The following is a 24,752-nucleotide window of genomic DNA, read 5'->3' on the forward strand; positions in this document are numbered from 1 at the left end:
TGCCGTTCGACTTGCATGTGTAAGGCATGCCGCCAGCGTTCAATCTGAGCCAGGATCAAACTCTCAGGTTCAATCCATAAAACCTCGCACGCATCTAGCGATGCGCGTGCCAGCGCACCAAACCCCGCGCCAACACCCACACCGCTCGACTGTCCCCAAATTCTTAAAGAACTTCTTCCAACACCCCGCACCACCTCAGTGGCGCGGCAGAACCAGCATTATTCCTTACTTCTCCACCTCAGTCAACCCCGGCAAGGTTCGCACCTTTCACACCACCGGGAATCGACCTGCACCTCCCACTTCAGCCACACAACACCAGGGCCGCAGCAGGAGAGGGGCGCATTTTAGGCAATGGCAGCGATGAGCGCAAACAAGAAATTTTGATCGGATCCATAAAAAACGGCACCCATGAGGGTGCCGTCCCAAGGATGATGCCTCCCTGCTTCGAGGAGCAGGGATTCGGTTCCTGCTCAGACCGCAACGCTTTCGGCGACTTCGGCGAACTCGGGAATCTGGTCGAAGTTCATGTAGCGGTAGATCTCGTTCGCCTTGCTCGTCACCGGCTGCAGGTGCGCGAGGTATTCCTCCACCGTCGGGATACGGCCGAGCAGCGCGCAGACCGCCGCGAGTTCGGCCGACCCGAGATAGACGCGCGTATCCAGCCCCAGCCGGTTGGGGAAGTTGCGCGTCGAGGTCGACATCGCCGTGGCGCCGCGTTTGATCTGCGCCTGGTTGCCCATGCACAGGGAGCAACCGGGGATCTCCATGCGGGCGCCGGCGCGGCCGAGGATGCCGTAATAGCCCTCCTCGCGCAGCATCATCTCGTCCATCTTGGTGGGCGGGGCGATCCACAGCCGCGTCGGGAGGTCGGTCTTGCCTTCGAGCACCTTGGCGGCGGCACGGAAGTGGCCGATGTTGGTCATGCACGAGCCGATGAAGACTTCGTCGATCTTGTCTCCGGCGACTTCCGAGAGACGCTTGACGTCGTCGGGGTCGTTCGGACAGGCGACGATGGGCTCGGTGATCTCGGAGAGGTCGATCTCGATCACCGCGGCGTATTCGGCGTCCGGATCGCGCTCGAGCAGCTGCGGGTTTGCGATCCAGTCTTCCATCGCCTTGATGCGTCGCTCGAGGGTGCGGCGATCCTGATAGCCTTCGGCGATCATCCACTTGAGGAGCGCGATGTTCGAGCGCAGGTATTCGATGATCGGCTCCTTGTCGAGCTTGACCGTACAGGCGGCGGCGGAGCGCTCGGCGGAGGCATCGGAGAGCTCGAAGGCTTGCTCGACCTTGAGCTGCGGCAGCCCTTCGATCTCGAGGATGCGGCCGGAGAAGATGTTCTTCTTGCCCTTCTTCTCGACGGTGAGGAGCCCCTGCTGGATCGCGTAGTAGGGGATGGCATTGACGAGATCGCGCAGGGTGATGCCGGGCTGCATTTCGCCCTTGAACTTGACCAGCACCGATTCGGGCATGTCGAGCGGCATGGCGCCGGTGGCGGCGGCGAAGGCTACCAGCCCCGAACCGGCCGGGAAGGAGATGCCGATGGGGAAGCGGGTGTGCGAATCGCCGCCGGTGCCGACGGTGTCGGGCAGCAGCATGCGGTTGAGCCAGGAGTGGATGACGCCGTCGCCCGGGCGCAGCGACACGCCGCCGCGCTCGGTGATGAATTTCGGCAGTTCGCGGTGCATCTTGACGTCGACGGGCTTGGGATAAGCGGCGGTGTGGCAGAAGGACTGCATCACGAGGTCGGCGGAAAATCCGAGACAGGCGAGGTCCTTGAGCTCGTCGCGCGTCATGGGGCCGGTGGTGTCCTGCGAGCCGACGGTGGTCATGCGCGGTTCGCAGTAGGTGCCGGGACGCACGCCCTGCCCTTCGGGCAGACCGCAGGCGCGACCGACCATCTTCTGCGCCAGGGTGAAGCCCTTGCCGGTGTCTTTGGGCTGCTGCGGCAGGCGGAAGAGCGTGCTCGGCGGCAGGCCCAGCGCCTCGCGCGCCTTGGCGGTGAGCCCACGGCCGATGATGAGCGGGATGCGGCCGCCGGCGCGTACTTCGTCGAGCAGCACCGGGGTCTTGAGGCGAGACTCGGCGATCAGCTCACCGTTCTTGTAGGCTTTGACTTCGGCGGTGTCGTGGTCGATGACGAGCTCGACCTCGTCACCCATCTCCATCTTGCTGACGTCGATCTCGATGGGCAAGGCGCCGGCGTCTTCCTGGGTATTGAAGAAGATGGGGGCGATCTTGCCGCCAAGGCAGATACCGCCGTAGCGCTTGTTGGGTACGAAGGGGATGTCTTGACCGGTCCACCAGATCACGGAGTTGGTGGCGGACTTGCGCGAGGAGCCGGTGCCGACCACGTCACCGACGTAGGCCACCACGTTGCCTTTCTTCTTGAGTTCCTCGATGAGGCGGATGGGGCCGCGCTGGCCGGGTTCGTCCGGTTCGATGCCGGGGCGGGGATTCTTGAGCATCGCCAGCGCGTGCAGCGGAATGTCGGGGCGCGACCAGGCGTCCGGCGCGGGGGAGAGGTCGTCGGTGTTGGTCTCGCCGGGCACTTTGAAGACGGTGATCTTGATGCGCTCGGGCACGGGGGGCCGGGAGGTGAACCATTCGCCTTCGGCCCAGGAGCGCAGCACGGCTTGGGCGTTCGCGTTGCCCTGGTCGGCTTTTTCCTTCACGTCATGGAAATAGTCGAACACCAGCAGCGTCTTCTTGAGCCCTTCGGCGGCGATGGGGCCGACGAGCGCATCGTCGAGCAAGTCGATCAGGGGCTGGACGTTGTAGCCGCCGAGCATGGTGCCGAGCAGCTCGGTGGCACGCTCGCGCGACAGCAGCGGGCTGTTCTCTTCGCCCTTGGCCACGCGCGCGAGGAATTCGGCCTTGACCTTGGCGGCATCGTCGACGCCGGGCGGCACGCGCTGTTCGAGCAACTCGAGCAGGAAAGCCTCTTCGCCGGCGGGCGGATGGCGCAGCAGCTCGACGAGCTGCTCGGTTTGTTCTTTCGACAGAGGCAGGGGAGGAATGCCGAGCGCGGCGCGTTCGGCGGCATGGGCACGATAGGCTTCTAGCACGACGATCACCTCATCTGGGTTTGGGCAAAGACCGCGAAAAAGGACAGGTTCGATATTATATGTCTTTTATAAGACCCAAGCGTCTCCCGGCTCATTGTACCAAAGGGCAAGGCGCAAAAAACCCTCGATCGGAACGATAATTCACTTCGATCGCCCCTTGGACGGCAATCGGGTCGAAGATGTTCTAGACTATTGCCAGACGGCGAAACCGTTTGACGAGCGTTGTTTGACGAGCGTTTTTCATAGGAGGTGTCCGATGTCCGTTGCTGCCGCTACGCTCAAGACCTTCCACATCCCGGGCGTCGGGACGGGGAAATTCCACGATTTACAGGCGCTGGAAGCGCTCGGTATCGGCTCGGTGAAACGCCTGCCGGTATCGATCCGTCTGGTGCTGGAATCGCTCGTGCGCAATTGCGACGGGGTACGCGTCGAAGAACACCATGTGCGCGAGCTCGCCAACTGGCAACCGCAAGGGAAACGCACCGACGAGATTCCCTTCGTCGTCGCCCGGGTGGTGCTACAGGATTTCACCGGCGTGCCGCTACTGTGCGACCTGGCGGCGATGCGCTCGACGGCGGCCGAAATGGGGAAAAACCCCAAAGCGATCGAGCCGCTCGTACCCGTCGATCTGGTGGTCGACCATTCCGTGCAGGTGGATTATTACGGCACGCCGGATGCGCTGCGCAAAAACATGGAGCTGGAGTTCGCACGCAACCGCGAGCGCTATCAGTTCATGAAGTGGGGCATGCAGGCGTTCGACACCTTCCGCGTCATCCCGCCGGGCGTCGGCATCATCCACCAAGTCAACCTCGAATACCTCTTCCGCGGCGTTCGTCGGCAGGATACGCCCGAAGGCCCCGTCTATTATCCCGACACGCTGGTGGGCACCGATAGCCATACGACCATGATCAATGCCGTGGGCGTGGTCGGCTGGGGCGTGGGCGGAATCGAGGCCGAGGCGGCCATGCTCGGACAGCCGATGTATTTCCTCACACCTGACGTGGTCGGGGTGGAACTGGTCGGCTCGCTCCCCGAAGGGGTCACCGCCACCGACCTCGTGCTCACGATCACCGAGATGCTGCGCAAGGCGAAAGTGGTCGGGCAGTTCGTTGAATTCTTCGGTGAGGGGGCTGCGAGCCTGAGCGTGCCCGATCGTGCCACCATCGCCAACATGGCTCCCGAATACGGTGCAACCATGGGATTCTTCCCGGTGGACGAAAAGACGGTGGAGTACCTGCGTGCGACTGGCCGTACCGAGGAAGAAATCGCCGCGTTCGAAGCCTACTTCCGCGCCCAGAACCTCTTCGGGATGCCGCGCGCGGGCGAGATCGACTATACGCGCACGCTGAAGCTCGACCTCTCCACGGTACGCGCCTCGCTCGCCGGCCCGAAACGCCCGCAGGATCGCATCGAACTGCAGGCGATGAAAGCGAATTTCGAGACGCTTTTCTCCAAACCGGTGGGCGAGAACGGCTTCGGCAAGCCAGCCCAGGAGCTCGGCAAGCGCTACCCCGTGCCGGGGCGCGAAGGGCTCACCCTCGGACACGGCGACGTGCTCATCGCCGCGATCACCTCCTGCACCAACACGAGCAACCCGGCAGTGCTCATCGCCGCAGGGTTGCTGGCGAAAAAAGCGGTCGAAAAAGGGTTGAGCGTGGCGCCGCACATCAAGACCTCGCTCGCCCCCGGTTCTCGTGTGGTCACCGAATATCTGCAGAAAGCGGGCCTGCTCGATCCGCTCGCCAAGCTCGGATTTGCGCTGGCCGGCTACGGCTGCACGACCTGCATCGGTAACGCCGGGGATCTCGCCCCCGAGCTCAACCAGACGATCACGCAGAACGATCTCGTGGTGGCGGCGGTGCTCTCGGGCAACCGCAACTTCGAGGCGCGCATCCACCCCAACATCCGGGCGAACTACCTCGCCTCGCCGCCCTTGGTGGTGGCCTTCGCCATCGCCGGACGGGTGAACGTCGATCTCTCGAGCGAGCCGCTGGGCATGGGGTCGGATGGAAAACCGGTCTATCTGCGCGACATCTGGCCGAGCAGCGAGGAGATCCATGCCATCCTGCCCTACGCCAACGATCCGGAGGTCTTCCGGCGTCTGTATCGTGATTTCACCAAGGATCACGACCTATGGAATTCCATCCCGGCGCCCACGGGTGAAGTCTACGACTGGCCGAAGTCGACCTACATCGCCCGCCCGCCCTTCTTCGATCGTTTCTCCATGCAACCGCCGGGCGTGCAGCCGATCACGGGCGCCAAGGCCCTCCTGCTGCTGGGCGACTCGGTGACCACCGACCATATTTCTCCGGCCGGTTCGATCCCCGAGAATTCCCCCGCGGGTCAATGGCTCAAGGCGCACGGCGTCGAGCGCAAGGACTTCAACTCCTATGGAGCACGGCGCGGCAACCATGAGGTGATGGTGCGCGGCACCTTCGCCAACGTCCGACTGAAGAACCTGATGCTGCCGCCCAAACCCGACGGCAGCCGCATCGAAGGGGGCTATACGCTGCTCGATGGCCAGCAAACCACCGTCTATGAGGCGGCCATGGCCTACCGCGAGCGCGGCATCCCCACGGTGGTCTTCGCCGGCGAGGAATACGGCACAGGTTCTTCGCGCGACTGGGCAGCCAAGGGAACGATGCTGTTGGGCATTCGGGCGGTGATCGCCCGCAGCTTCGAGCGCATCCACCGCTCCAACCTCGTGGGCATGGGCGTGCTGCCTTTGCAATTCCTGGGCGAGGATTCCTGGCAGAAGCTGGGCATCGACGGCTCCGAGACTTTCGACATCCTGGGGCTCGATGAAGCACGGCTCGCACCCCAGCAGCAGCTCAGCTTGCGCATCCGCAGGGCCGACGGCAGCACGCAGGACGTGCCGGTGCTCTCGCGCATCGACACACCGATCGAGGTGGAATACTACCGCCACGGCGGGATCCTCCCCTACGTGCTGCGCCAGATCCTGGCGCGCGTTTGATCGATCCGCCCCCGCCTTCGGGTGGGGGCTCCTTTTAGGTAGGAACTGCCGTGAACCCAGAAAAAGTCGTCTTCGGTTTCTTCATCCTGTTGGCCGCCACGCTCAACTTCGGTTTTTTCATCGGTGAGATCGACGTAGCCGAACATCACGATCTCTATGAGCTTTTTGCCGCCCTCGTCGTGAGCCTGATCGCCACCATCCTGAAACTGGGCGATCGCACCCAGATCGGGGCGGTGCACCTCGCTACTTCGCTCGTGGCCGACCTGCAGCTGATCACTGCAGCCATCGTCTGGGCCTACGCCGAGCACGTCTCTCCTACTGGCGTCACCCCGGCGATCTTTGCGCGCATCGTCTCTCTTTCGGGGGGCGCTTTGCTCGCCAACTTGGTATCGGTCACCATCCTCGTGGCCGAGACGCTGATGCAACGGCGTTGAGGCACCCGCTCCATGAACATCGAAGGGTTCGAGCATAATTTCAGCGTCATTCTGCTGGTCTTGCGCCGAATGCGGGGCCCCTTGATCCTCATGGTCAGCCTCTTCGCCTTGTCGGTACTCGGTCTGACGCTCGTTCCCGGCTTGCCCGACACCGAAGGGCGCCCGACGCGCATGAGTCTCTTTCACGCTTTCTATTTCGTCAGTTACACCGCCACCACCATCGGTTTTGGCGAAATACCGAACGATTTTTCCGACGCTCAGCGCTTGTGGACGATCGTCGTCATTTACTTGAGCGTGCTGTCATGGGCTTACTTGCTCAAACAAGCGATCACGCTGATGCAGGACGAGGCGCTGCGCCGGGCGGTGGCCGCGCTCACGTTTGCGCGGAAGGTACACCGTCTGCATCAACCCTTCGTACTGATCGCGGGTTTCGGTGAAACGGGCGTGCATCTCGCCCAGGCTCTGGACCGTGAAGGGATCGCGACCGTGGCGCTCGACCTCGATCCCAAAAAAATCGAAGCCTCGGAAATGATGGAATTCATCCACCCACCGCTGACCTTGGTAGAGGATGCGAGCGACCCGAACGTGCTACTCGCCGCTGGACTGATTCAGCCGCGTTGTGCGGCCGTTGCGGCGATGACCGACGACGATATGGCCAACCTCACGGTAGCCGAAGCGCAACGCTTGCTCGCGCCTCATTTGCCCGCCGTGTGTCGCGCCGAGCATGATGCGACGGTGGCCAAAATGGCCGCTTTCGGTACTTCGGTCATCATCGATCCTTTCCACGTCTTCCAGAAAGACCTGGCGCTTGCGCTCGAACATCAGGCGGCTTGGCGGATTCGCCAGATCCTGCTCGACATGCCACTCGACGAAATCCGCACCGAGAGACCACCACCGAGGGGCAAATGGATCATTTGTGGCGCCGGCCGCCTGGGACAAGCAGCGCAAGCGGCGCTGTGCAGCAGTGACATCGAACTGGTGATGATCGATCGTTCCGCCATGGCCGTAGGAAAACATTCGAAGTGGATCAATGGCGATGCCACCCAGCCGGAGGTCTTGCGCGAAGCAGGCATCGAAGAAGCGGTCGGCATCGTCGCCGCGACGGCTCATGACGTGGATAACCTCGCCATCATTGCCACTGCACGCAACCTCAATCCTTCCCTCTACACCATAGTACGGCAAAATCGGCGACGCAACGGGGTACTCTTTTCATCGTTCGCATACGACCTCCGCGTCGTTCCCCGTCACCTCGTCGCCGCCGAAGCGCTTGCCTGGCTTCGCCTTCCGGAGCTCCTCGCCTTCCTCGGCTGGCTGGCCAATGCCACGCATGCCGAAGCCGAAAAGCTGCTGGAACAGCTGATGAAATTGAAGCAAAAAGGTCCCTTGCGCAATCTCAAGTTGCCGGTCTTGCCCCAGACTACTCCGGCGTTGTGGGGCGCATTGGCCGAGGGCCAAGAAATCACCCTTGAGCGTTTACTGCGATCACCGACTCCGAAACCTGAACCTCTGGCCTTGCACGTGCTAGCGATGGCGCACGACGGACATTGGCGCCCCTTGCCCGAAGCCACGACCCCGTTGCGTCCCGGCGATGTATTGCTGCTAAGTGGTACTGCCGGGGCCCTGGCCGACCTCAAAGAAATCTGCGGTTATGAGCCGACGCTCCATTACCTGCTCGAAGGCCGTGAACGAGCGCAGACCTGGCTGGGACGCTGGTGGGAGAGCCGCACGCGGGGAGCCTGAACATGGAACGATGGAGTGAGCGCATCCATGCCGTTGCGCAACGGGCGCTGGTCCGTGGCGCTCTGGAGCCGATCGCCACGGACGCGATCGAACGGTGTGAGCACGGTTTCCCCTTCGTATTGCGCTGGGTCTCGACGCTCGCGCGCAAGCCGCCCCCTGCAAGCACACAAGAATCCAAAAGGCACAACCCCTTCTTGCCCCCCGAACCGGAGCTCACGGTCGGGGCGTTGGGGGCTCGACACCTGGTGGTGCTCAACAAATACCCCGTTTTCTCTGGTCACACGCTCATCGTCACGCGCGATTTCGAACCGCAGACGGCCCCGCTTTCCGGCGACGACTTCCTCGCCTGGTACGCGCTGCTCGCCGAAGGTGGGCTGGGGTTTTACAACGGCGGCGAGATCGCCGGGGCAAGTCAATCGCACCGGCATCTGCAGTGGATCCCGGACGGCCATCTGGGCAAGGAACAACTGCATGCGTTCCTGCCACCGGGCGAAACCGGCTGGGCGGAACTTCCTTGGGCGGCCTGGCGCGAGCCGCTGCCCCTGTACGCCGAAGGCGCCGACTGGGGCGCGGCGGCCCATCGTGCCTACTGCACCGCGCTGGCCGCGATGGGATGGCGCCCCGATGCGTCTCAGCTACCGCCCTACGACCTCCTGCTGCAGCTCGATCGCCTGTTCTTCATCCCGCGGCGAGTCGAACGGCTCGCCGGCGTGTCGGTCAACGCGCTGGGCTACGCTGGCTCGCTCTTTGCCTCCTCCCCCGAAAAACTGCGCGCGCTCGCCGCGCTCGATCTCGTCGAAGGACTATGTACCCTCGGCTGGCCTCGCGCCGAGCTCGCCTCGGGCAAACGCTGAGAGATCGGCCCTGACGCGCCACAGCGTCTGGCCCGAATCGCGGTACTTGCGCTCGAAAGGCGTCATCGGCTCCTCGGGCACGAATGGGGTGCATTCGCCCTTTATCCCTGAAAGTGCCAGCGCAGCGGTGAGCTCGCGGGCATAGACCGACCAATTCGTGCGGCATTCGAAGCGCCCGCCGAGCCGCAGCACGGCAGGCCAGACTGGATGGGCATACCAACGCCGCCCGAGGTGCCCGATCTTGGGCCAGGGGTTGGGATAGAGCCACCAATGCTTGCGCACCGGGACGCCGGACTCCACCGCCAGGCGCCAGAAGTCGATCACGTCGGCCCGCACGAACCGCAAATTCTCGGGCCAGCTCGCGCGGGGGTAGGGTTTCTGCCGCGAGAGCCGCTCTTGCGATTGGTCCACGCCGACCACGAAGGCATCGGGGTTGCGCCGCGCCAGCAGGATCGTCGACCACCCCACGCCGCAGCCGGAATCGAGGATCCACGGCGAACGCCCATCCCAAGCGGCGAGCGTTTCCTCGAAGGCAGCAAGATTGTACGGCGCATAAGGTTTGCGAAAGGGCTGCGCGAGATGGCGACGCACCAGTCCGTCCAGGCGCTCATGCACGTCGGCTTGGGCACTGGTGGGAATGCGAGAGATACCGTAGCTCATGGGGACCCGATCGCAGAGAAAAGGGGATTTTAACGAAAACCTCTTGCCTGTACTGGATCGTTCGGCGATAATTCCCGTTTTTCCAAGCAAAGGGACGGCCAAATCCGCCGTCCGCCCGATCCCGAGGTGCCCCATGAAAGAGAACATTCATCCAAATTATGCCGAAGTTCAAGTGACTTGCTCTTGCGGCAATTCCTTCGTGACGCGTTCCACCATCGGCAAGCCGGCGTTGCACGTGGAAGTGTGCTCCGAATGCCACCCCTTCTATACCGGCAAACAGAAGATCGTCGATACCGCGGGTCGCGTCGAGCGCTTCCGCCAGAAATACGGCAACCTCGCCAACCGCGGCTGAGCGTCGTCCCTCCCGAAAGAAAAAAGGCAGCCGGGTGCTGCCTTTTTTGTGCCTTCCGTTTCTCCGTGTCCAAGGCGACCGAACGACGAAAGTCTATAATCAATCCTTCGATACGACGCTTGGCAAAGGCATGTTCTTCGATCCGCGCCCGACCCCACCTTGGCAGCAACGAGTCTACGGAAAATGGGGCCTGGCTGGACTGCTGCTCGCATTCCTGCTCGTCGGCACGGTGGGGCACGACCCCTGGCGTGGTGCCGACCTACGCCATTTTTTCGCAGTCTGGCAAGTGTTGCAGGGTGAATGGCTATTACCCACCGCCCTCGTCGACGGTACCGTGCCGGCAGCCGCCCCCCTCTACTACTGGGTGGCCGCGCTTCTGGGAATGGCGCTCGAGCCACTCGGGTTGGCCCTGCACGACGCGACCCGACTTGCATCTCCCCTCTTCGTACTGATTTCGCTGGGTTGCGTCGCGATGGCGGCGCTACCTGCCTGCGGCAAACCCTGGCACGCCGGGGCAGTACTGCTGGGGCTGGGAACCTTGGGATGGATGCTCGAGGCACATCAACACCAGTCCTTGTTGGCGAGCACGGCCACGCTGGGAATGACGCTTGCCGGTGCCGCATGGGCGCTCCATCACCCAGCACGCGCGTGGTTATGCGCCACGGCAGGGTTCTCGCTCGGATTCCTCGCCCAAGGGTTCGCGATCCTGCCCGTGTCGTTGATCCCATGGCTCGCGACGTTTCCCGCCTGGAGCATCGTGCCACCCGCGAAGCGTCTGCCCCTGGCACTGGTCACCGTTGCCCTCCTGGCTCTCCCGGTTGCGTGGCTCATGGCCGTACTGGCATCACCGAACGGAAGTACCTGGCTCGCCCTGCAAACGCCTCATATCGATCCGGTGTTCATCCGAGGGAATCTTCTCGACGCCGGCAACGACGCCACCTGGGTCACGTGGCCTTTATGGCTACTGGCGCTCTGGCCACTACGCCGTGCCTCCGATCCACGTATCTCACGCCTTAGTGCGCTGAACTGGGCGATACTTGGGGCCGGTTTGATCGTCGTCGCCATTTGGCCTCCCAGCAATCCGAGCGACCTTCTCATCCTGCTCCCGTCCTTGACGCTCCTGGCCACCACGCGGCTCAAGCGCATGCCGCGTGGCGCCCAGGCTGCCTTTTCCTGGTTCTCGGTCGCCACGGCGATTACGATCGTCGTGCTCACCGGGCTCGCATGGAGCGCCCTGCATTCCGATTGGCCGCCCGGTCTGGCACGCCACGTCGCCCGTGTTGCGCCGGAGTTCGAGATGAGCCACTCGTTCGAACGACTCATCCTTGCAGGCATACTCTTGTTCGCTTGGGTCGTCTCGAGCATTTCCACGCCGGCATCGCCGCTTCGTCCAACCATTCACTGGGCGCTCAGCGTGAGTTTCATGTGGTCGATGTTGGTCGTATTGCTCGCGCCATGGTTCGAACACACGCGCAATCTCCGTCCGATCATCGAACGGATGCAACCCGTTCTGCAGGCCCATGCCCCCCACTGTGTGTCGGTACCACGGCGCGAACCCGACGTGCGCGCGGCATTGATCTATTTCGCTGGAGTACCGGCGCACTTCGATGAGCGCTGCCCGATCCGTTTCGAGCGGATACGCTCGCCTCAGGCGCTCCAGCCGGACGGTTCCATTCTGTGGTCCATGAGCCGGGGCCAAGAGAAACGACAAGAAATCTGGTTGCTCAGGATAAACACGGGGTCTGCCGATGAGTAACGCCACGGTACCACCTTTCATCCCCGCGGAGCACACGGCTCCGTGGCTGGATCTCCTCATGGCGGCCGATTCATGGATGGTCCGCTCCATTCGCACTGCCCTGGAGAGCCAATCCGACCGAGTCGATTCCCTCTCGCTTCAGGCAGGGTCTCTGTGGCTGGACACGAGCAAACAGGCTTGGGATGTCGAGGTGTGTAAACGACTCCTCGCGCTGGCTCGAGCGGTGCATTTGCCGGAAGGAATCGAAGCGCTCTTCAGCGGCGCGGAGGTCAACTTCACCGAACGCAGACCGGCGCTGCACATGGCTTGTCGCGGCGGGGCGGAGATACCGCCCAGCGATCGTGCGCAATTCACTGCCACGGAAGAGCGGCTGGAGTCCTTCGTTACCGCCTTTCATGCCGGTGCGTTGCGGGGCGCCACGGGCGCACCGCTCGGTCACGTCGTCAACCTCGGCATCGGCGGTTCAGACCTCGGACCCCGGCTCGCCTGTGAAGCGCTGTCCCATCTCGAACCGCCACGCCATGGGGTGCGATTCGTCGCCAATCTCGATCCGAGCGATTTCACCTCGACGGTGCGCGGGCTCGAAGCGGCGCGCACGCTCTTCGTCGTCTCCTCCAAGAGTTTCGGCACCGCCGAGACGCTCGCCAATCTCGAGCGCGCGCGGACGTGGCTCGCCCAGGAACTGGGAACGCACGAAACGGCGGCACATTTCCTCGCCGTCACCTCCAATCCGGACAAGGCGCAGGCGCTGGGGTTCGGTCCGGATCGCATCCTGTGGCTACCGCCCTGGGTAGGGGGGCGCTATTCGCTGTGGTCGGCCGTGGGATTACCGGTGGCGCTCGCCTTCGGCTGGGAGCGTTTCCTCGAACTGCGCGCCGGCGCGCGCCGCATGGACGAGCATTTCCGCACGGCGCCGCTCGAGCGCAACCTACCGGTGTGGCTCGGCGTGCTTGGCCTGTGGAACGCGAGCCTGCTCGATGTTCCTTCTTGCGCCGTGCTCCCCTACGATCAAGGGCTCGCCTGCTTTCCCGCCTGGTTGCAGCAACTCGAGATGGAGAGTAATGGCAAGCGCTGCCGGCGCGATGGCTCGCTCGTGCCCTATTCGACGGCCACCGTCGTTTGGGGCATGAACGGCACTCTGGGACAACACGCTTTCCATCAGCTCTTCTATCAGGGTACGCGACGCATCACGCTGGAGTTCATCGTACCGCTGCCCCGCCCGCTCGATGCCGGACGGCGGGCGTTGGCGCAACACGCCCTCGCACAGGCCGGCGCGCTGCTCCTCGGGCGCACGCGCGACGAGGCACGCGCGGCGCTACGGGCGCAGGGGCTGTCTCCCTCCGAGATCGAAGCGCTCGCACCGCACCATGAGATTCCCGGCAATCGGCCGAGCTCCGTCTTGCTCACCGACGGTTGGGATGCCGGCGTGCTCGGGGAGCTGCTCGCCGCCCATGAGCATGCCACGTTCGTGCGCGGCTGGATCTGGGGCATTGATCCGTTCGACCAATACGGCGTGGAACTCGGAAAAGAACTGGCGCGCACGCTCGCTGCCGGGGGAACGCTCGCCGACTTCGATCCTTCCACGCGCGCGCTCGCCGCCCGGCTGGATGCGCACCGCTGAAACGAACGCTCAGTTTTCGGGGAGCCGCAAGAAAGACGCCCGATAGCGGCGCAGCTCCTCGATCGACTCATGGACGTCGGCGAGCGCCGTGTGTTTGCTCTCTTTCTCCCAGCCCTGCACGATGGCGGGCGCCCAACGGCGCGCGAGCTCCTTGAGCGTGGAAACGTCCAGATTGCGATAGTGGAACCAGGCCTCGAGTCGCGGCATGTAACGATAGAGGAAACGCCGATCCTGGCAGATGGTGTTGCCGCACATGGGACTCGAACGCGGTGGCAACCACGGCCGTAGAAATTCGAGCAGCGTTTCCTCGGCCTCTGCCTCGTCGATGCGCGAAGCGCGCACCCGCTCGATCAGACCCGAAGCCCCGTGCGTCTTCTGGTTCCATTCGTCCATCGCCGCGAGCACCTCGTCGCTTTGATGCACCGCGATCACCGGTGCTTCGGCGAGCACGTTCAAATCGTTGTCGGTGACCACGATCGCGATCTCGAGGATGCGGTCGCGGTCGGGATCGAGCCCGGTCATCTCCAGATCGAGCCAGACCAATTTGCTTGAAGGCGCGTCGTTCTTCTCGCTCATGCGGTTTTCCTTTCTCCAAGGGATGGGTGCGTTATACTGCCACGGCCGCGTGCCCGATGGCGCGAATCACTCCGTATTTTTCCGCCCATGGACGAATCCTTCCTTGCCACCGTCGTCGCCGCGCACGGCCGCAGCTACGAGCTCGCCCGGGAGATTCCCTGGCACGAGCCGCCCTGGCACGCAGTCACGCGCGGCAAGCGCCACGACTATGCGTGTGGCGACGTGGTCGAAGCGCGTGCCACGGCTCCCGGCCAGGCGGTGATCGAACGGCATCGACCGCGCTCCTCGCTCTTCTGGCGGGCCGATGGGGTGCGACAAAAGCTGATCGCCGCCAACGTCGATCATGTCGTCATCGTCACCGCGGTCGAGCCCCCCTTCTCACCCGAGCTGGTGACGCGCTGCCTCGTGGCTGCCGAATACCAGGGAATCGAAGCGAGCATCGTACTCAACAAGTGTGATCTCGCGGACGGCCTGGATGCAGCACGCGCGCAGCTCGAACCTTTTCGCGCTGCAGGCTATCGGGTGCTCGAGCTCTCGGCCAAACAGGACGTCTCCCCTCTCGAGCCCCATTTGGCCCAGAGGAAATCCCTTCTCGTCGGACAATCGGGGATGGGGAAGTCGACCCTCGTCAATGCCTTGGTGCCGGAAGCCCGGGCACGTACGGGAGAAATCTCGCGCGCCCTTGACGCGGGGCGGCATACCACCACCGACGCGCGGCTCTACCCTTATCGTGAAGGGTGGCTCATCGACAGTCCCGGCCTGCAGACCTTCGGCTTGGCGCACGTGCCGCTGGAGGCGCTGGATGCTTGTTTCCCCGAACTGCGTCCGGCCTTGGGAGAGTGCCGGTTTCGTGATTGTCGCCACGACGCCGAACCGGGGTGCGCCTTGCGCGCGCTGGCCGAGTGCGGCACGATCAGCCCCGAACGTTGGCAACATTACCGCCGCATTCGCACCGAACTCGAGGCGCTGATGCGGCGATCCAAGGCGGGCAAGTAAGCACCTTGCCCGCGACCCATGCCCGAGATCAGAGACGTTCGAAGATCACCGACAGACCCTGACCGCCGCCGATGCACAGGGTCACCAGCGCGTAGCGCCCGCCGATGCGATGCAGCTCATGGATCGCCTTGGTGGCGATGATCGCGCCGGTCGCGCCCACCGGGTGCCCCAGGGCGATGGCTCCACCATTGGGGTTGGTCTTGGCCGGATCGAGGCCGAGCCCTTTCATGACCGCCAGCGATTGGGCGGCGAAGGCCTCGTTCGACTCGATCACGTCCATGTCTTCGAGCTTGAGGCCGGTCTTTTCCAACGCTTTCTTGGTGGCCGGGATCGGACCTTCACCCATGATGTCGTTGGGCACCCCCGCCACGGCGTAGGCCACGATACGGGCAATCGGCTTCAGATTCTTCTGTTCCGCAATTTTGGCGTCGGCGAGCACGAGGAAGGAAGCCGCATCGTTGATCCCGGAGGCGTTACCAGCCGTGACCGTGCCGTCTTTCTTGAACGCCGGCTTGAGCTTGGCCAGGCTCTCCATCGTCGTGTTGGGCTTGGGATGCTCATCGACTTCGAACACCACGTCGCCCTTGCGCGTCTTGATCGTCACCGGCACGATCTGGGAGCGGAAGCGCCCTTCCTCGATCGCACGCGCGGCGCGGCGCTGCGATTCCAGCGCAAAGGCATCCTGCTCTTCCCGAGTGATCCCCCACTTGACGGCGAGATTCTCCGCCGTGATGCCCATGTGACCGACGCCGAAAGGATCGGTGAGCACCGCCACCATCGCGTCGATCATGGTCGTGTCGCCCATGCGCGCGCCGTTGCGCATCGTCGGGGAGAGGTAGGCACCGCGCGACATCACTTCCACGCCGCCACCCACGCCCATGGCTGCGTCGCCGAGCATGATGTTCTGCGCCGTGGTCACGATCCCCTGCAGGCCAGAAGAACACAGGCGGTTGACCTGCATCGCCACCGAGCTCATCGGCAGCCCCGCCTGGATGGACGCCACCCGAGGCACGTAGGCATAGCGCGACTCCGTCGGGATGCAGTTGCCGACCGTGACGTATTCGACTTCGTTGGGATCGACGCCCGAGCGCTCGATCGCAGCCTTCATCACCTGGCCGGCGAGTTCGGCCGGCTCGATCTGCGACAGGGTCCCGCCGAAGGTCCCGATGGCGGAACGAACGGCACTCAATACTACGACATCCTTGTTCGACATCGCCTTTCTCCTTGCTGGTCAGTGAAATGGTTCCATGCGGCTCGATTCATCATACGACGAAAATGCGACGATTGTCACCTTGGACGTCGTGCTCAGTCTACCTTGGCGCGAAGCAGCTCGAGAAACATGCGTAGCATGGCCGCCGTCGCTCCCCAAATGAAATACTGTCGCCAAGGAACGGCCCAATAGTAGCGACGCTGATCGCCATAAATCAGGGAATGACGAACGTAGCGGCGCGGGTCGAGCACGTGCTCCAAGGGCACGGTGAAGACTTCTGCCACCTCGAAGGGGTCCGGTCGCAGATCACCCGGGTCTTCCACCCAACCCACGAGTGGCGTGACGCGATAACCGGTGATGGTGACGTACGGTGGCAAAGCACCCAACACTTGCACCCGCTGAGGCGCAAGCCCGATCTCTTCCTTGGTCTCGCGCAAAGCGGCTTCTACTGGACCGGGATCTTCGGGTTCCACCCGTCCGCCGGGGAAACTGATCTGACCGGGGTGATGGACAAGATGCGGCGTGCGGCGTGTGAGCAACACCCGAGGGCCGTCTTCGCCGGCGACCAGAGGGGCGAGCACCGCAGCGGGCCAGCGGACCTCGCGAGCCCCCTCGTCTCCGTTCAAAAGGGGAAAAGTCCGATCAGCCGCCTGGCTCAAGCGCTCGCTAATATACGCGCGCAACCGTTCGGGTGAAGCGAGCAGCTCCTCGAGGCGGACATCTTTACTCATATTCACATTGTGGCACAGAAACCCGGCCTTTTTCCATCAAGGAATGGATCGGCCATCCTACCCCTCCTCAAGAAACGGCATTGCGCAACAAAAAGTTGCCGTGGGCGAGCGCAATCGGTTCTTGCGGCGTCGTCTGCCACGCTTCGATACGCAGATTGGCCACCCGTGTCCCTTGTTTGACCATGTGGACGTTGGCAAAAGTATCGCGGGGTCGGCCAGAACGCAGGTAGTCGATGTTGAAATCGATCGTTCGTGGCAGATCCGTGCTTTCCATGCGCCATAGAAGATAAAAAAGCGCAGCACACTCGAGAAAGCCGCCCGTGGCCCCGCCATGCAAAGCCGGTAAAATGGGATTACCGATCAACATCTCGCGATAGGGCAGAATGCAAGTAAACTCCTCCCCTTTGACATCGATCGACAAGCCGAGAAAACGGGCAAACGGTACCGCTTCCACCAAGGGCTGCCAATGGTTGTGCGCCCGTGCCTGTTCGACGCGCTCGATCCAATTCATCGCTTCCCCCCTTCTTGTGCTGGATTCGCTGCGCCTTTGCCGATGAACATATACACACCAACCGCCATGGCGATCGGCTCGTCCGGCGTATCATGGTAAGCACAACCGCGTACGAAGGCGAGATCATGCGTGAGTTTGTAACATTGCGCCCGACCCAAAACGTCACGCCCCGGCGTGGCCGGTTTGAGGTAGTCCAATCTCAAATCCAGCGTTGCCATGGGTTTCATTTCGGGTAAACGTAAAAACACGGCGAGACCGCAGGCAGCATCGAGCAAAGCCGTGATCACCCCCCCATGCAATACCCCGGTGCTGGGGTCGCCCACCAGTTCTTCCCGATAAGGGACCGACAGGATACACCAATCACCCTCCACGCCGGTGCCGACGAAACCCATGGCTCGGTTGTAAGGAGAGGAAGGGATAAATTCCCGCCAGCGCTGGATAAACGGTGATCCAGTATTCTTTTCCGTCATTCATTCTCTCCGGGATTGAGGCGTTTCCTCAGTTCTTGCCGCAATCGATGTTTGACGATCTTCCCCACGGGATTGCGCGGAATCGCCTCGATGAGCTCCAACCGCTCGGGCAACTTGTAGACGCTCATGCCTTTCTCACGCAAGAAGGCGACGATTTCCTCCAGAGTCGGTGGATCCTGAGGATTGCGCGGTACGACGAAGGCGCACACTCGTTCACCGAGAATTTCGTCGGGCGCGGGTACGACGGCCGCTTCCAAGACCTTGGGGTGCCCCAACACGGCGTTTTCGACCTCGGCAGTGGAGATGTTGAATCCCCCACGGATCACGATGTCTTTCTTGCGATCGTGAAAACCCACGTGACGCTCGTCGTGGATCACGAAGAGGTCACCCGTGCGGAAGAAGCCCTCTTCAGTGAAAGCCTTTGCCGTAAGATCTGGTCGATTGAAGTAGCCGGGGAAGACGCCAGGGCTGCGGAAACAAAGCTCGCCAATCTGACCGGGTGCAGTGAGGGCGTTGCCTTCGTCGTCGAGAATTTTCACTTCGATGCCGCGGATACCGCTGGGCCATTCGATTCCCGGCTTACCCCACCAAGGAAAATGGTCCGAGCGCAGATTGAGATCGGGGACGTCGTCAGGGCCGGCAACCAAACCCGTACCCTCGTTCTGCCCCCAGATGTTGACGATCTCGATGCCCCAGCGCCGCTTGAATTCCTGCATCGCCCACGGAGAGGGCGGAGCGGAACCGGTAGTGATGGTACGCACGGCGGAAAGATCCAGCGAATCGACGTTCGGAAGCTTCAGGATCATCAACAGCATCGCCGGCACGAGGATGGTAAACTGGATTTTTTCCTCGACGAGCTGACGCAGGAGGACTTCGACGTTGAGGGGGTGGTGCAGATAGAGCGTCCCGCCCTGGAGCAACCAGGGGATGTAGTTGACCCCGACGGCAGTCATATTGACCATGGGCGCCACCGCCAAGATGCGATCGCCCTCCTGCACGTGACAGGTGCGCACCAACATGCCGCTCATGAAGAACCAGTTATTGTGCGTGAGGGGGCATCCCTTCGGCTCGGCCTCGGTCCCCGAAGTCCAGCACAGTGTGAAGACATCGTTCGCATCGACGGGGACGGGTTGAGGCTGTCCTGGCGTGCGCGCCCAGTCGGCGACCTCTTCCAAAGTGACGACATGTTCGAACCCGACACGCCGCCCCAGTTCGGCTTGAGCATAGTCTTTGAAGCGCTCGGGCGCGATGAAGTAGCGACTTCCCGTCAGGGTGCGGACGTAGTCGACGTCCTTCTCACGCCACTGTAGCGGCAGAGGGCTGAGCACCCCACCGGCCTGGGCGACCGCAAGGTAGAGGGCGGCGAGTTCCCAGACGTTGGGCACCTGCGCCACCACGACGTCGTCTTTCCCGACACCAAGGCGCTGTAGCGCCGCGGTCATGTTCCGCACGGCCTGACCCAGGCTCTTCCAGTCGAGTCGCTGGGGAGCGCTACCGACCAAATCCTCTCGATCGGGCGGATCGACTACCGCCATTCGTTCAGGGTGACGCTCGACGTGAGCAGAAAACCGATCGAGCAAAGTTTCTTGGCCCCAATAGCCTGCTTGGGTGTACTGGGCGATCTTTTCGGCTGAATGCAGGATCATCGTGCTCTCCTCAGCGATGTTTCGCGGGAAACGGCCGACGGCACGTGCATAGGCTCTACCGTCGGCAACGATCTCAACGCGGCGCCATACGAATGGCACCGTCGAGCCGAATCGTCTCGCCATTGAGCATGGGGTTGACGGCGATCGCCTCCACGAGCATGGCGTACTCTTCCGGCCGCCCCAAGCGCGAAGGGAAGGGAACCTGTTTACCGAGCGATTCTTGCGCTTCCTTGGGCAGACCGGCCATCATCGGCGTCTCGAATAGACCCGGAGCGATGGTCACGACCCGAATCCCAAAACGAGCGAGTTCCCGCGCGATCGGCAGGGTCATCCCGACCACGCCTCCTTTGGACGCAGAATAAGCCGCCTGGCCGATCTGCCCATCGAAGGCGGCCACCGAGGCAGTGTTCACGATGACGCCGCGCTCGCCATCGGCGTTGAGCGGCTCTTGACGAGACATTGCCTCGGCCACGAGCCGAATCATGTTGAAAGTGCCCACCAAATTGACCTGGATCACCCGATTGAAACGGGCGAGATCGTGCGGCCCCTCCTTGCCCAAGACTTTCTCGGCCACGCCGATGCCAGCGCAGTTCACCAAGCCGTGCACACCACCAAAAGCTTCGATCGCAGTGGCCACCGCCCGCTTGCCCTCCTCTTCGCTCGTGACGTCGCAACGCACGAAGCGCGCAGCCTCCCCGAGTTCCTGAGCGAGCTTCTTACCCAGCTCTTCCTGCACGTCGGCGATGATCGCCCGCGCACCCAGCTTGACCATCCGGCGAACCGTCGCGCCTCCCAAGCCCGATGCCCCACCGGTGACGATGAAAACGCGATCTTTGATATCCATGTTCTCTCCTCTGCAAAAAATAGGTAGTTACTGTCCCCGTCTTTCTCGACGGACGGTGCATAGGCGCACGATCCTCCTCAATCCATGCGCCCGGGATGAATCCTCACAAGCGTTCGATGATCGTGACGTTGGCCATGCCGCCGCCTTCGCACATCGTCTGCAAACCGTAACGTCCGCCGCGCTGGCGCAAGGCGTGCACGAGGGTGGTCATCAGTTTCGCCCCTGAGGCTCCGAGCGGATGTCCCAAGGCGATGGCACCGCCGTTGACGTTGAGCCGCTGAGGATCGGCGCCGGTATCCTTGAGCCAGGCCATCGTCACCGAGGCGAAAGCCTCGTTCACTTCGAAGAGGTCGATGTCATTGATCGACAGGCCGACTTTCTTCAGCGCCGCCTTGGTGGCGGGCAAAGGTGCTTCCAGCATGATCACGGGGTCGTGGCCGATGACGCTCATGTGATGGATGCGCGCCAACGGCTCCACGCCGAGCTTCTTCAGCCCCCGCTCATTGACGATCATCACCCCGGCCGAGCCATCGCAGATCTGGCTGGCATTGGCCGCGGAAATGACGCCTCCTTCCTGGAGCGTCTTGACGCTCTGGATGGCTTCGAGCGAAGTGTCGAAGCGGATCCCTTCGTCGACGGTGTGCATCTCACCCGAAGCGCCGCCTTCGAGCGTGCGCACTTCCACCGGCACGATCTCATCCTTGAATCGGCCAGACTTCGTCGCTTCGATCGCCCGCTGGTGACTCTGCAAGGCATAGGCGTCGAGCTCGTCCTTGGTGAGGCCGTATTTCTTCGCCATCATCTCGGCCCCCATGAACTGGCTGAATTCGGGCACGTCGGGATAGCGGCTGCGGATCTCCGGACTCATGTAATGGCCCATGCCGGCTTTGTGTGGCAGAGCGATGGGACTGCCCATCGGTACGCGCGTCATGCTCTCGACCCCAGCAGCAATGACGACGTCCATCGCGCCCGACATCACCGCCTGGGCGGCGAAGTGGATCGCTTGCTGTGAGGAACCGCACTGACGATCGACCGAGGTCCCCGGCACCGATTGGGGCAGGCGAGAAGCCAAGACGGCGTTGCGCGCGACGTTGGCCGCCTGCTCACCGATCTGGCTCACGCACCCCATGATGACGTCTTCGACGAGAGCCGGATCGGCCTGAGCGCGATCGAGCAGTGCGTTCAAGACTTGCGCCGCGAGATCGACAGGATGCCATCCCGAAAGACGGCCATTGCGGCGACCTCCGGCGGTACGAGCCGCGGCGACGATATAGGCTTCAGACATTGCGTTCTCCTTGGTGTTTAAAAGTGAAGTGGGATCGCTCCTCTTGCGCCAGACGCGCCATGGCTGGCGGCACGGGTATCGGCATGTCGAGGAGCAGCTGGGCGTAGGTCTTGGCTTGCGGGTCGAGGTGCAGCGAGGCAACACCTCCCCCGCCCAAGGTATCGTGCAGCAAAAAGTTTAACCCATGGATACCAGGAAGGTCGAAGCGCTCGACTTTGCCGGTAATGAAATGGGCGAAGCGGGCGCGTACCGCCGCCGGCGTGAGGGCCGCACGGATCCAGGGCAAATACTCGGGTCGACGGGCGATGACGCCAATGTTGGCATGGTTACCCTTGTCGCCGCTGCGCGCCACCGCGAGATACACGAGCGGCACCGGTTCACTCTCGCCCAGAGGATAGGATTCTTCTTCATCCCCTGGGCGCGACGTCGGTACCCTGCCCCCGCCGCCGACGAGATGCTGTACGGTAAGCGCCTCGCCATCGACGCGCACTTCGACGGGGACATTCTTCTTGGGGTAGAGGAAGGAGAAGAGGCGCACGATGGGGCTCGCCTTGGGGCGACCAGGCGCCAGTCCCGTACGGCCGGTACTCATCGCCAAAGCCGCGCCCATGAATTCCTTCGAAAAGACCTCGATGCCGGCCGGACTCGGGTGATGCACCGCCACGCGCAACGTCACCTCGCGCAGCGTGCGCGCCGCTGGTTGGGCGTATGGGCCATAGAGCGACTCCGCCCCGACCAGCTGGATGGCGCTGTCGCTGAGCGGCGGCAGGCCCGCCTCTTCCAGACTATTGCGCACCTTGGCAAGAATCGCCTCGCCATAGCGCTGCGCCTTGGCGACCGCATCGCGGCCGGCGAGCACCAAAGTGCCGACGGTCCCGAACCCATCGGGGTAGGTAGCACAGACCTTGTAGGTATCGGTAGGAGGAAGCCCACGTACGCCCGTGACCTCGACGCGATCGGGGCCGATTTGGCGCAGGCGCACGCCGGTAAAATCGCAAATGACGTCTGGCAGGACATAAGCGGCGGGATCGCCGATCTCGTAGAGCATCTGCTCGCCCACCGACAAGGGCGAGACGCAACCGCCCGTGCCCTCAGGCTTGGTGACGACGAAGGAGCCATCGGCGCGCACCTCGGCGATGGGAAAACCCATCGTCGGCCAATCATCGACCACGTCCTCCCAGTCGGTGAAGTTGCCGCCGGTCGCCTGGGCACCGCATTCGAGCAGATGCCCCGCAAGCCCCGCGGCGGCGAGCTTGTCGTAATCCTGCGGTCCCCAGCCGAATTCATGAATGAGCGGACCAGCCACCAGGGCGCTGTCGACGCAGCGGCCCGTGAGCACCACGTCAGCCCCGGCATCGAGCGCCGCGGCGATCGGAAAAGCGCCGAGATAGGCGTTGATGCTCATCGGCTTGGCCGGGAAAGGCGCCCCAGTGAACATCTCCCGGATCGATTCCGCGGCAAGCTCCCCCGCGCGCGGCAATAGGTCATCGCCCTCGACGGTACCGATGCGCAGCCGCACCCCCGCCTCTTGCGCCAGCGCCTCGAGGGCATGCCGACAAGCTGGCAAATTGACCCCGCCGGCATTGGCGATCACCTTGATGCGTTTCTCCGCGATCTCGCGCAAGAGGGGTTTCATCACCAAGGTGATGAAATCGGTCGCATACCCTGCCTGAGGGTCCTTCGCCTTTGCCTTGGCGAGAATCGACATGGTGATCTCGGCCAGATAGTCGAGGATGAGGTAATCGATGTTCCCCTGGCGCACGAGCTGGCGTGGGCCACTCGGCGTGTCCCCCCAATAACCGGCCCCCCCGCCGATGCGTACGATTTTCTCGCCCATCTCGTTTTCTCCTCAAATGCCCAGTTGGCGCGCGGCGAGGTCGCGCATGATCTCTTCGGCCCCGCCGCCGATCGCGTTGACTCGCACCTCGCGATAGATGCGCTCGACCTTGTTGCCGCGCAGGTATCCCGCCCCGCCGAAGATCTGCACCGCCTCGCGCGCGCAGAATTCCATCGTGAGCGTTGCCTGGTTCTTCAAGAGGCAAACGTCGGCAATCGGGCGTTCCCCTTGTTCGATACGCCAAGCGAGACTCTCCAAGTAGGCTTGGGTCGCGTTGATGCGCATCAGCATATCGACGAGCTTGTGGCGCACGACCTGGTGTTCGGCCAAGGGACGACCGAAGGTATGGCGTTGGCGCGCGTAGTTCAGAGCCTCCTCGTAACACACGCGTGAGAACCCATTGCACCCAGCAGCGAGAAAAATCCGCTCCTGGTTGAAATTCTCCATGATGAGGCGAAAACCGCGATTTTCCTCGCCGAGCAGATTACCCACCGGCACGCGACAGTCTTCGAAGTAGAGCGTGGCCGTGTCGGATGCCCACCAGCCCATCTTGCGCTCCAGCGCCGTGCGCGAAAACCCCGGCCGATCCCGCTCGATGAGGAGCAGCGAGATGCCATCGCGCCCCGGCCCGCCAGTGCGCACCGCCACGGTGTAGTAATCGGCGCGCATCCCCGAGGTGATGAAGGTCTTCGATCCATTGACGACGTAGTGATCGCCGTCGCGTACCGCCCGCGTGCGCAGGTTGGCCACGTCCGAACCACCACTCGGCTCCGTGATCGCCAGCGCGCTGATCTTCTCGCCGGAGAGGATGCCCGGCAGCACGCGCGCTTTGAGCTCGGGACTGCCACCGCGCACGATCGGCGGCGTACCGATGGTGTGGCTCAGCAAACTGGCGCTGACTCCCCCTGCCCCAGCCCGGGCGAGTTCCTGCGCCCCGATGATGAGATAAAAGAGATCGGCAGGAATGCCCCCATATTCTTCGGGATAACCCATGGGAATGAGACCGATCTGAGCGGCCTTACGGTAGAGTTCGCGGGGAAACGTACCTTCTTCATCCCATTGGTCGGCATAGGGTTCGATCTCGGTCGCGACCCAGCGCCGAAGGCTCTCACGGTAGGCCTCGTGTTCGGGGGTGTAATAAGGGCTTTTGCTGGAGTTCATCGTTCATTCCTCAAGTAAAGGCGCCG

The 24,752-nt window shown here is 62.9% G+C and carries 20 protein-coding genes and 1 rRNA gene; 8 read left to right on the forward strand and 13 right to left on the reverse strand.

Annotation, left to right across the window (positions count from 1 at the left end; translation table 11 throughout):
• A 16S ribosomal RNA gene (locus EPD80_RS07390) occupies nt 1-71 on the reverse strand; the annotation flags it as partial.
• A gap of 399 nt (nt 72-470) precedes the next feature.
• On the reverse strand, nt 471-3,068 hold the full coding sequence (acnB, locus tag EPD80_RS07395; protein WP_142810744.1) for a bifunctional aconitate hydratase 2/2-methylisocitrate dehydratase: 2,598 nt from the start codon (nt 3,066-3,068) through the stop codon (nt 471-473).
• 256 nt (nt 3,069-3,324) lie between these two features.
• Between acnB and acnA the strand changes: the two genes are divergently transcribed.
• Genes acnA through EPD80_RS07415 form a run of 4 tightly spaced genes read left to right on the forward strand, consistent with a single transcriptional unit; the run spans nt 3,325 to nt 9,070 of the window.
• Complete coding sequence (gene acnA, locus EPD80_RS07400; protein ID WP_142810746.1) at nt 3,325-6,042, forward strand: aconitate hydratase AcnA; 2,718 nt, start codon at nt 3,325-3,327, stop codon at nt 6,040-6,042.
• A 50-nt stretch (nt 6,043-6,092) separates the two neighbouring features.
• Nucleotides 6,093-6,476, forward strand: a complete 384-nt coding sequence (locus tag EPD80_RS07405; protein WP_142805276.1) for a DUF6394 family protein — start codon at nt 6,093-6,095, stop codon at nt 6,474-6,476.
• Between the two features lie 12 nt (nt 6,477-6,488).
• Entirely contained in the window at nt 6,489-8,216 is a 1,728-nt protein-coding gene (locus tag EPD80_RS07410) for a potassium channel family protein (protein ID WP_142810748.1), read from the forward strand.
• Nucleotides 8,217-8,218: 2 nt separating this feature from the next.
• A complete protein-coding gene (locus EPD80_RS07415; protein ID WP_142810750.1) occupies nt 8,219-9,070 on the forward strand; it encodes a phosphorylase in 852 nt (283 codons plus the stop codon).
• Here the strand turns inward: EPD80_RS07415 and trmB are convergent.
• Nucleotides 9,020-9,730 carry a tRNA (guanine(46)-N(7))-methyltransferase TrmB gene (gene trmB, locus EPD80_RS07420; RefSeq protein ID WP_142810752.1) on the reverse strand — a complete coding sequence of 237 codons (711 nt, stop codon included), beginning with the start codon at nt 9,728-9,730 and terminating at the stop codon, nt 9,020-9,022. The genes EPD80_RS07415 and trmB overlap by 51 nt on opposite strands.
• Before the next feature lie 133 nt (nt 9,731-9,863).
• On the opposite strand from trmB, the gene rpmE reads away from it, so the two are divergent.
• From rpmE to pgi, 3 genes are all read left to right on the forward strand, one after another.
• The gene (rpmE, locus tag EPD80_RS07425; RefSeq protein WP_028874876.1) at nt 9,864-10,082 is read left to right on the forward strand and encodes a 50S ribosomal protein L31; all 219 of its coding nucleotides are present in this window, start codon (nt 9,864-9,866) and stop codon (nt 10,080-10,082) included.
• Nucleotides 10,083-10,212: 130 nt separating this feature from the next.
• The gene (locus EPD80_RS07430; protein WP_142810754.1) at nt 10,213-11,838 is read left to right on the forward strand and encodes a hypothetical protein; all 1,626 of its coding nucleotides are present in this window, start codon (nt 10,213-10,215) and stop codon (nt 11,836-11,838) included.
• Nucleotides 11,831-13,459: a glucose-6-phosphate isomerase gene (pgi, locus tag EPD80_RS07435; RefSeq protein ID WP_142810756.1), complete on the forward strand. Its 1,629-nt coding sequence runs from the start codon at nt 11,831-11,833 to the stop codon at nt 13,457-13,459. Before EPD80_RS07430 ends, pgi begins: the two co-directional genes overlap by 8 nt.
• Nucleotides 13,460-13,468: 9 nt before the next feature.
• Here the strand turns inward: pgi and orn are convergent, their stop codons facing one another.
• Entirely contained in the window at nt 13,469-14,035 is a 567-nt protein-coding gene (gene orn / locus EPD80_RS07440; protein WP_142805270.1) for an oligoribonuclease, read from the reverse strand.
• 87 nt (nt 14,036-14,122) lie between these two features.
• Between orn and rsgA the strand changes: the two genes are divergently transcribed.
• The gene (gene rsgA / locus EPD80_RS07445) at nt 14,123-15,031 is read left to right on the forward strand and encodes a ribosome small subunit-dependent GTPase A (RefSeq protein ID WP_142810758.1); all 909 of its coding nucleotides are present in this window, start codon (nt 14,123-14,125) and stop codon (nt 15,029-15,031) included.
• A 28-nt stretch (nt 15,032-15,059) separates the two neighbouring features.
• Here the strand turns inward: rsgA and EPD80_RS07450 are convergent, their stop codons facing one another.
• The 9 genes from EPD80_RS07450 to EPD80_RS07490 all read right to left on the reverse strand — a co-directional run bounded on the left by EPD80_RS07450 (nt 15,060) and on the right by EPD80_RS07490 (nt 24,726).
• Complete coding sequence (locus EPD80_RS07450) at nt 15,060-16,244, reverse strand: acetyl-CoA C-acyltransferase family protein (RefSeq protein ID WP_142810760.1); 1,185 nt, start codon at nt 16,242-16,244, stop codon at nt 15,060-15,062.
• A gap of 92 nt (nt 16,245-16,336) precedes the next feature.
• Nucleotides 16,337-16,972 (reverse strand): CoA pyrophosphatase, encoded by a 636-nt coding sequence (locus EPD80_RS07455; RefSeq protein WP_142810762.1) that lies wholly within the window; start codon nt 16,970-16,972, stop codon nt 16,337-16,339.
• A gap of 67 nt (nt 16,973-17,039) precedes the next feature.
• Nucleotides 17,040-17,483, reverse strand: a complete 444-nt coding sequence (locus EPD80_RS07460; protein WP_142810764.1) for a PaaI family thioesterase — start codon at nt 17,481-17,483, stop codon at nt 17,040-17,042.
• Nucleotides 17,480-17,953: a PaaI family thioesterase gene (locus tag EPD80_RS07465; protein WP_142810766.1), complete on the reverse strand. Its 474-nt coding sequence runs from the start codon at nt 17,951-17,953 to the stop codon at nt 17,480-17,482. Before EPD80_RS07465 ends, EPD80_RS07460 begins: the two co-directional genes overlap by 4 nt.
• Complete coding sequence (locus EPD80_RS07470; protein WP_142810768.1) at nt 17,950-19,599, reverse strand: class I adenylate-forming enzyme family protein; 1,650 nt, start codon at nt 19,597-19,599, stop codon at nt 17,950-17,952. The genes EPD80_RS07465 and EPD80_RS07470 overlap by 4 nt, the downstream gene beginning before the upstream one ends.
• 73 nt (nt 19,600-19,672) lie before the next feature.
• A complete protein-coding gene (locus tag EPD80_RS07475; protein WP_142810770.1) occupies nt 19,673-20,443 on the reverse strand; it encodes a 3-hydroxyacyl-CoA dehydrogenase in 771 nt (256 codons plus the stop codon).
• Between the two features lie 103 nt (nt 20,444-20,546).
• On the reverse strand, nt 20,547-21,728 hold the full coding sequence (locus EPD80_RS07480) for an acetyl-CoA C-acetyltransferase (protein ID WP_142810772.1): 1,182 nt from the start codon (nt 21,726-21,728) through the stop codon (nt 20,547-20,549).
• A complete protein-coding gene (locus EPD80_RS07485) occupies nt 21,721-23,565 on the reverse strand; it encodes an acyclic terpene utilization AtuA family protein (RefSeq protein ID WP_142810774.1) in 1,845 nt (614 codons plus the stop codon). Before EPD80_RS07485 ends, EPD80_RS07480 begins: the two co-directional genes overlap by 8 nt.
• 12 nt (nt 23,566-23,577) lie before the next feature.
• Complete coding sequence (locus tag EPD80_RS07490; protein WP_142810776.1) at nt 23,578-24,726, reverse strand: acyl-CoA dehydrogenase family protein; 1,149 nt, start codon at nt 24,724-24,726, stop codon at nt 23,578-23,580.
• Between the last annotated feature and the right edge of the window lie 26 nt (nt 24,727-24,752).

It is taken from the genome of Tepidiphilus olei (assembly GCF_006980705.1).
GTDB lineage: Bacteria > Pseudomonadota > Gammaproteobacteria > Burkholderiales > Rhodocyclaceae > Tepidiphilus > Tepidiphilus olei.

What these genes read in the sequence shown, in the direction of transcription:
- acnA (WP_142810746.1), top strand. Translation starts at nt 3,325, where the DNA reads ATGTCCGTTGCTGCCGCTACGCTCAAGACCTTCCACATCCCGGGCGTC.
- EPD80_RS07410 (WP_142810748.1), top strand. Translation starts at nt 6,489, where the DNA reads ATGAACATCGAAGGGTTCGAGCATAATTTCAGCGTCATTCTGCTGGTC.
- EPD80_RS07415 (WP_142810750.1), top strand. Translation starts at nt 8,219, where the DNA reads ATGGAACGATGGAGTGAGCGCATCCATGCCGTTGCGCAACGGGCGCTG.
- trmB (WP_142810752.1), bottom strand. Translation starts at nt 9,730, where the DNA reads ATGAGCTACGGTATCTCTCGCATTCCCACCAGTGCCCAAGCCGACGTG.
- rpmE (WP_028874876.1), top strand. Translation starts at nt 9,864, where the DNA reads ATGAAAGAGAACATTCATCCAAATTATGCCGAAGTTCAAGTGACTTGC.
- EPD80_RS07430 (WP_142810754.1), top strand. Translation starts at nt 10,213, where the DNA reads ATGTTCTTCGATCCGCGCCCGACCCCACCTTGGCAGCAACGAGTCTAC.
- pgi (WP_142810756.1), top strand. Translation starts at nt 11,831, where the DNA reads ATGAGTAACGCCACGGTACCACCTTTCATCCCCGCGGAGCACACGGCT.
- orn (WP_142805270.1), bottom strand. Translation starts at nt 14,035, where the DNA reads ATGAGCGAGAAGAACGACGCGCCTTCAAGCAAATTGGTCTGGCTCGAT.
- rsgA (WP_142810758.1), top strand. Translation starts at nt 14,123, where the DNA reads ATGGACGAATCCTTCCTTGCCACCGTCGTCGCCGCGCACGGCCGCAGC.
- EPD80_RS07450 (WP_142810760.1), bottom strand. Translation starts at nt 16,244, where the DNA reads ATGTCGAACAAGGATGTCGTAGTATTGAGTGCCGTTCGTTCCGCCATC.
- EPD80_RS07455 (WP_142810762.1), bottom strand. Translation starts at nt 16,972, where the DNA reads ATGAGTAAAGATGTCCGCCTCGAGGAGCTGCTCGCTTCACCCGAACGG.
- EPD80_RS07460 (WP_142810764.1), bottom strand. Translation starts at nt 17,483, where the DNA reads ATGAATTGGATCGAGCGCGTCGAACAGGCACGGGCGCACAACCATTGG.
- EPD80_RS07465 (WP_142810766.1), bottom strand. Translation starts at nt 17,953, where the DNA reads ATGACGGAAAAGAATACTGGATCACCGTTTATCCAGCGCTGGCGGGAA.
- EPD80_RS07470 (WP_142810768.1), bottom strand. Translation starts at nt 19,599, where the DNA reads ATGATCCTGCATTCAGCCGAAAAGATCGCCCAGTACACCCAAGCAGGC.
- EPD80_RS07475 (WP_142810770.1), bottom strand. Translation starts at nt 20,443, where the DNA reads ATGGATATCAAAGATCGCGTTTTCATCGTCACCGGTGGGGCATCGGGC.
- EPD80_RS07480 (WP_142810772.1), bottom strand. Translation starts at nt 21,728, where the DNA reads ATGTCTGAAGCCTATATCGTCGCCGCGGCTCGTACCGCCGGAGGTCGC.
- EPD80_RS07485 (WP_142810774.1), bottom strand. Translation starts at nt 23,565, where the DNA reads ATGGGCGAGAAAATCGTACGCATCGGCGGGGGGGCCGGTTATTGGGGG.
- EPD80_RS07490 (WP_142810776.1), bottom strand. Translation starts at nt 24,726, where the DNA reads ATGAACTCCAGCAAAAGCCCTTATTACACCCCCGAACACGAGGCCTAC.